3 protein-coding genes, 5 tRNA genes and 1 rRNA gene are annotated in these 4,389 nt (G+C 39.4%); 8 read left to right on the top strand and 1 reads right to left on the bottom strand.

Annotated features, from left to right (window positions below; translation table 11 throughout):
• The first annotated feature begins 51 nt into the window (after positions 1-51).
• From ABLA85_RS18375 to birA, 4 genes are all read left to right on the top strand, one after another.
• Positions 52-127: transfer RNA gene (locus tag ABLA85_RS18375), tRNA-Thr, on the top strand.
• A gap of 34 nt (positions 128-161) precedes the next feature.
• Positions 162-277, top strand: a 5S ribosomal RNA gene (gene rrf, locus ABLA85_RS18370).
• A 161-nt stretch (positions 278-438) separates the two neighbouring features.
• Positions 439-1,479, top strand: a complete 1,041-nt coding sequence (murB, locus tag ABLA85_RS18365) for a UDP-N-acetylmuramate dehydrogenase (RefSeq protein WP_367965763.1) — start codon at positions 439-441, stop codon at positions 1,477-1,479.
• Positions 1,476-2,435 carry a bifunctional biotin--[acetyl-CoA-carboxylase] ligase/biotin operon repressor BirA gene (gene birA, locus ABLA85_RS18360; protein ID WP_367965762.1) on the top strand — a complete coding sequence of 320 codons (960 nt, stop codon included), beginning with the start codon at positions 1,476-1,478 and terminating at the stop codon, positions 2,433-2,435. Before murB ends, birA begins: the two co-directional genes overlap by 4 nt.
• Positions 2,436-2,465: 30 nt before the next feature.
• On the opposite strand, the gene coaA is transcribed toward birA, so the two are convergent.
• Positions 2,466-3,416 (bottom strand): type I pantothenate kinase, encoded by a 951-nt coding sequence (coaA, locus tag ABLA85_RS18355; RefSeq protein WP_367965761.1) that lies wholly within the window; start codon positions 3,414-3,416, stop codon positions 2,466-2,468.
• 383 nt (positions 3,417-3,799) lie between these two features.
• Here coaA and ABLA85_RS18350 point away from each other — a divergent pair.
• From ABLA85_RS18350 to ABLA85_RS18335, 4 genes are all read left to right on the top strand, one after another.
• Positions 3,800-3,875 (top strand) — tRNA-Thr (locus ABLA85_RS18350).
• A 15-nt stretch (positions 3,876-3,890) separates the two neighbouring features.
• Positions 3,891-3,975, top strand: a tRNA-Tyr gene (locus ABLA85_RS18345).
• Positions 3,976-4,075: 100 nt separating this feature from the next.
• A tRNA-Gly gene (locus ABLA85_RS18340) sits at positions 4,076-4,150 on the top strand.
• 6 nt (positions 4,151-4,156) lie between these two features.
• Positions 4,157-4,232 (top strand) — tRNA-Thr (locus ABLA85_RS18335).
• Positions 4,233-4,389: the final 157 nt, after the last annotated feature.

Below are 4,389 nucleotides of genomic sequence, written 5' to 3'. Positions count from 1 at the left end.
CATTCATTTATAAGTGTTGCCATTTTGGCAACACTTTTTATTTTAGCATTTGCTGATATGGCTCAGTTGGTAGAGCACACCCTTGGTAAGGGTGAGGTCCCCAGTTCGAATCTGGGTATCAGCACCATGAATAATGTGTTCGGCAAATAATACAGAATTTGCTTGGCAGCAATAGCGCGGCGGTCCCACCTGACCCCATGTCGAACTCAGTAGTGAAACGCCGTAGCGCCGATGGTAGTGTGGGGTCTCCCCATGTGAGAGTAGGGAACTGCCAAGCTTTAATATCCAGTCAAAAGGCCACCCAAATGAGTGGCCTTTTGCATTTCTGGTTATTTTCTTTTTTCTATGTCTTCTATAGTAAGTCAGTCACTACTGGTTTATCTTTCAAAGATAGAGTCTGCTAGACTACAGGCAAATTATTTATCGAGTTAGAAATGAATGTCTGTCTGTCAACCAACTCAACTAAAAGTGTTTAATACGTTTGGCATTTCAGCTAATGCTGAACGTATTTGTACGGCAACCTCAACTGAATCACTTTTATCTTTATGGCAAAAAGCAGAGAAGAGTGGTCATCCTATCCTTATACTGGGAGGAGGTAGCAATGTTCTATTTACTGAAAATTTTAAGGGAACAGTAATTTTAAATCGTATTCTTGGTATCGAGATACAAGCATCCGATATTGCATGGCATATTCATGTCGGCGCAGGTGAAAATTGGCATGAATTAATTAAATATTTACTAAATCGACAAATTTTTGGTCTGGAGAATTTGGCATTGATTCCTGGGAACGTTGGTTCTGCCCCTATCCAAAATATTGGAGCCTATGGAATTGAGTTTAAACAAGTCTGTGAATATGTTGACTTAGTTGAGCTGAAAACTGGTAAACAAATTCGTTTGATGGAAAGCGAGTGCCAATTTGCTTATAGGGATAGTGTCTTCAAACATCAGTATAGAGAAGGATATGCAATTATTTCTGTTGGTTTGAGGCTAAATAAAACGTGGAAGCCTATATTAACCTATAATGGTTTAACGCAGTTCTTGGGGGGCGATGTTACACCTGAGCAAATATTCCATGTAGTCTGTGAAATGCGCCAAAGTAAGTTGCCAGATCCTGCTGTTATAGGAAATGCAGGGAGTTTCTTTAAGAATCCGGTTGTATCGATTGAATTGGCGCAAAAAATTAAATCGGAATACCCTGAATGTCCTCAATATCATCATAATGAGTATAGTGTAAAAATAGCTGCGGGCTGGTTGATAGATCAATGTCATTTAAAAGGTTATCGTGTTGGTGATGCTGCTGTTCACATGAAACAAGCATTGGTATTAATCAATCAAGGCAATGCCACAGGGCAGGATGTTATTGCCTTGGCTGCTTATGTACGTAAGCAAGTAGCTAAAAAATTTGATATTTTTTTAGAGCCTGAAGTCCGTTTCATTGGTAGTGAAGGTGAAATAAACGCAGTGGAATGTATTTCATGAAAGATATTAGTATTCCATTAAAATTAATTAATGTGCTATCAGATGGTGAAACTCATTCAGGGCAGCAGTTAGGTCAGGAATTAGGAATGAGCCGGGCAGGAATAAATAAACATATCCAGACTATTCGTGAGTGGGGAGTGGAGATTTTGACGATCCCCGGTAAAGGTTACCGTTTTCCTGCTCCCATGAATCTTCTTAGTAAAGAAATGATTGAAATCTACTTGCCAAATAATGGCATTGAGGTTATTCCTGTTATTGATTCCACAAATCAGTATTTTTTAGATAAATTAGAGGAACTTACTTCAGGGGATTCTTGCGTCGCAGAATACCAATATGCAGGGAGAGGCCGTCGTGGAAGACAATGGGTGTCTGCTTTTGGCCGGAATTTATATTTATCTATGTTCTGGCGTTTAGAACAAGGGCCTGCTGCTGCAATTGGATTAAGCTTAATAGTCGGTATTGTAATTGCGGAAGTTTTGAATCGTCAGGGAGCAGAAAGGGTAAAAGTAAAGTGGCCTAATGATTTGTATCTGGATGATAAGAAACTGGCTGGTATATTAGTTGAATTAATGGGGAAAACAGGAGATGCAGCTCAGATTGTCATCGGAATTGGTATGAATATTTCAATGAGCAGTGAGCAGCAAAAATTAATAAACCAGAGGTCGATTAATCTACAGCAAGCAGGAGTGACTATTGAACGAAATAAGTTAGTTGCTGAAATCGTTATTGAACTAAAGAAAGCGTTGGTCCAGTTTGAAAACGAAGGATTATTACCTTTTATTTCCAGATGGTTTAAATTAGATAATTTTATGGATCGTCCAGTGAAATTGATTATTGGTGATCAAGAAATTTATGGGATCTCCCGTGGAATTGACCAACAAGGTGCACTATTGCTTGATATTGATGGTGTCATTACGCCGTATATTGGTGGTGAAATTTCTTTGAGAGGATGCTGAGTATAAAGCCGGAGACTTCCGGCTCTTACATTATTTTCTTAATCTGACGTTTTCAATAGCGTGGTTAGCACCTTTAGTCATAATTAAGTTGGCGCGTTCTCTGGTGGGTAAGATGTTTTGTTGTAGATTTAATCCATTAATTTCTTTCCAAATGTCTGATGCGACTTTTATTGCTTCTTCAGTCGTTAACTTAGAATAACCGTGGAAATAAGAGTCTGGGTCAGCAAAAGCGCCTTGGCGGAATTTAAGAAAACGACTGACATACCACTGTTCAAGTAATTGTTCTGATGCGTCAACATAAATAGAAAAATCAACAAAATCAGAAACAAAGACATGATGTGGCTCATGGGGATAATCCATGCCACTTTGCAGCACATTTAGACCTTCTAGTATCAGAATATCTGGTCGTTCTATGACAAGCTGTTCGTCAGGTACAATATCATAGCTAAGGTGAGAATATACTGGCGCCGTAACCTTTTCGACACCTGATTTTATATCGGAGACAAATTTGACTAAACCGCGCATATCATAGGATTCGGGAAATCCTTTTTTCTTCATTAAGCCACGCTCATTGAGCACATTATTAGAGTGTAAAAAACCGTCTGTTGTCACCAGTTTCACACGACGATGTTCAGGCCAGCGGCTCAATAATGCTTGTAATAAACGTGCCGTTGTACTTTTCCCAACAGCAACGCTACCCGCAATACCAATGATGTAAGGTATTTTTTGCCCACCAGTCCCTAAAAATTGCTCAAGAACAGCTTGACGCCGTATATTGGAACTAATATAAAAATTAAGTAGGCGTGATAATGGCAAATAGATCTCAACTACTTCATCTATTGAAATTTCTTCATTAATTCCTTTTAAAGCAGCAACCTCTTCTGCTGTTAATGTTAAAGGCACTGAGTCACGCAAAGTTGCCCAATGTTCACGATCAAATTGTAAATAAGGGGTCGTTAAAAAAGATTCTTTCTTATTCATAAGCCAACATCTGCCTGTCTATGCAGGTTGGACGGGTTGTTGTACACACCCGTATCCGACAAAAAATAAACCTCATCATATCGGCTGAACTATCTTAGGCGTAGAAATTTTTATTATTTTAGTAATTTTTTTGATGGAAAATACAAAATTACGAAAAAATGAGCAGTTTTTTGTTTATCTCTGATAAGTAATTTTTCAAAATAATCTGTCAGTTTGTTTGTTGAAGTTTTCATATTGCGAATTTTTGTTTGTCATTTGTACTGTATCTATTGAAAAAATCACCAAAACAACTTTGGTTGAACGTAATGTGAGCGAAAAAACAAAAAAGATAATTTTTTTGTTGCATCACAGGTGAATACTACCTAGAATGCGCAGCACTTGATGCCGGCATAGCTCAGATGGTAGAGCAACTGACTTGTAATCAGTAGGTCCCGAGTTCGATTCTTGGTGCCGGCACCATCAAAAATTTGGAAAGGTGGGGTTCCCGAGCGGCCAAAGGGAGCAGACTGTAAATCTGCCGTCACAGACTTCGAAGGTTCGAATCCTTCCCCCACCACCATAAACCAGTTTTCATCTTGAGTATTCTGAATCGAGTTATTATTTCAGCGAAAATACTTGAGATATAATACAGTTGATTAAAGTCAGGTAGCCGAGTTCACGCGGGCATCGTATAATGGCTATTACCTCAGCCTTCCAAGCTGATGATGCGGGTTCGATTCCCGCTGCCCGCTCCAAGATGTGCTGATATAGCTCAGTTGGTAGAGCGCACCCTTGGTAAGGGTGAGGTCGGCAGTTCGAATCTGCCTATCAGCACCACTTCCTTAGTTCTTGCCTCCTGGTTTTCTTCCTGCTGATATCTAAACAAGCACAATTGCTTGGTTGATGTGGTGAAACCACCGATTCCGTGTCTTAGAGGGACAACCTAATGTCTAAAGAAAAGTTTGAACGTTCAAAACCGCACGTTAACGTTGGT

This window comes from Xenorhabdus sp. SGI246, assembly GCF_040838225.1.
Lineage (GTDB): Bacteria > Pseudomonadota > Gammaproteobacteria > Enterobacterales > Enterobacteriaceae > Xenorhabdus > Xenorhabdus indica.
This window is presented reverse-complemented; position numbering and strand designations above follow the sequence as displayed.

Coding starts and splice junctions, on each gene's coding strand:
- murB (WP_367965763.1), top strand. CDS start 439: ATGTCTGTCTGTCAACCAACTCAACTAAAAGTGTTTAATACGTTTGGC.
- birA (WP_367965762.1), top strand. CDS start 1,476: ATGAAAGATATTAGTATTCCATTAAAATTAATTAATGTGCTATCAGAT.
- coaA (WP_367965761.1), bottom strand. CDS start 3,416: ATGAATAAGAAAGAATCTTTTTTAACGACCCCTTATTTACAATTTGAT.